Origin of the sequence: Streptomyces sp. NPDC090798 (genome assembly GCF_044768965.1) — a bacterium.
Taxonomy (GTDB): domain Bacteria; phylum Actinomycetota; class Actinomycetes; order Streptomycetales; family Streptomycetaceae; genus Streptomyces.
This window is the reverse complement of record NZ_JBIVXA010000072.1, coordinates 1-1,089: the sequence shown is the minus strand read 5'-3', so window position 1 is coordinate 1,089 and position 1,089 is coordinate 1. Positions and strand designations below refer to the sequence as shown.

Here is a 1,089-nt window from a genome sequence, read left to right as displayed (position 1 = left end):
CTGGGGGGGGGGGGTTTCGGGGCGCGTTTTAACCCGCTGCGGGCGTGGGGCCGCCCCGTCTGGCTTCTAATTATTCCCTATCCGCGCCCCCCCGGGGGGGCCCCCCCCCGGGGGGCCCCCCCCCCGCTCCGGCGATTACAGGGACCCGTCGACCGGCTCGGCCGCATACGTGCCGTCCCCCAGACGCGCGCTGGTCAACTCGAACCACTCCACAGGCCCGACGATCACGCAGAGGACCGTGCTACCAGCGAGCCGAGTGCTGGTGATCCGTGCCGTGCTGCCGTCGGCGATCGTGCTCCCGAGCGCCGTGTAGCAGCGGACCGTAGGCGTCTCGGTACTCGGCGCGGGGTCCGGCCCAGACTGGTCGTTCGCCTCTTTCATGTAGTGCGACTTGTGCCGGAGCATGCTGTAGGGGGACGGAATCATCCGGCCCCGGCGCCGCTGGCGGACTCCCCGTGCGGCGCCGATGGCCGCGGCCGCGGCCAGGCTGCCGAGGAACTCCGGGAGCGCATCAAGACGAGGCTCATGGCCGGCTCCCCCGCACCTCGGGCAGCCGCAGTGCGGCGATCACAGCACCCTCGTGGTGCATCGCGGACAGTACAGACACAGCTCGTTACCTCCCAAAGGACGCGCCCGGCACTTGTGTCGGCCGGTCGGTGACCGGTCTGTTGTGCGTTCTCCGGGAGGTTTCCGGCGATGTCCCGCGGCGCCGAAGGAAGGCCGCTACGCTGGTCAGCCCCCATGGCACAAGTTTTCCGCCCAGTACCTGTCTGGCTGCTGGGACAGGGAGGAGGAGAGCGTGGCCGCCTCCGGTCCGGCACTCGCGCGCTTCGCGGAAGCGCTGCGGGCGCTGTACGAGGCCGCCGGCGAGCCCGTGCAGGACAGACTGCTGCAGCTCGAGGGCGAAAGCACCAGCAGGTCGAGCCTGAGCGACTGGCTCCGGGGCCGCAGCGCTCCCGGCCCGCCCAGCACCCCGTACTTTTTCGCGCTGGTTACTGCTCGTTTCAGAATGAGGTCCGAAGGCGGCGGAGGCATATGAGGCTGCAGGCCAGTTCGAGCAGGCCCTGGTGGAGATCGGCGCGCCGTTCG

The 1,089-nt window shown here is 70.4% G+C and carries 1 protein-coding gene; it reads right to left on the bottom strand.

The features are described from left to right. Positions 1-135 precede the first annotated feature (135 nt). A complete protein-coding gene (locus tag ACIQTP_RS47010; RefSeq protein ID WP_403412412.1) occupies positions 136-405 on the bottom strand; it encodes a hypothetical protein in 270 nt (89 codons plus the stop codon). Between the last annotated feature and the right edge of the window lie 684 nt (positions 406-1,089).

What these genes read in the sequence shown, in the direction of transcription:
- ACIQTP_RS47010 (WP_403412412.1), bottom strand. Translation starts at nt 405, where the DNA reads ATGCTCCGGCACAAGTCGCACTACATGAAAGAGGCGAACGACCAGTCT.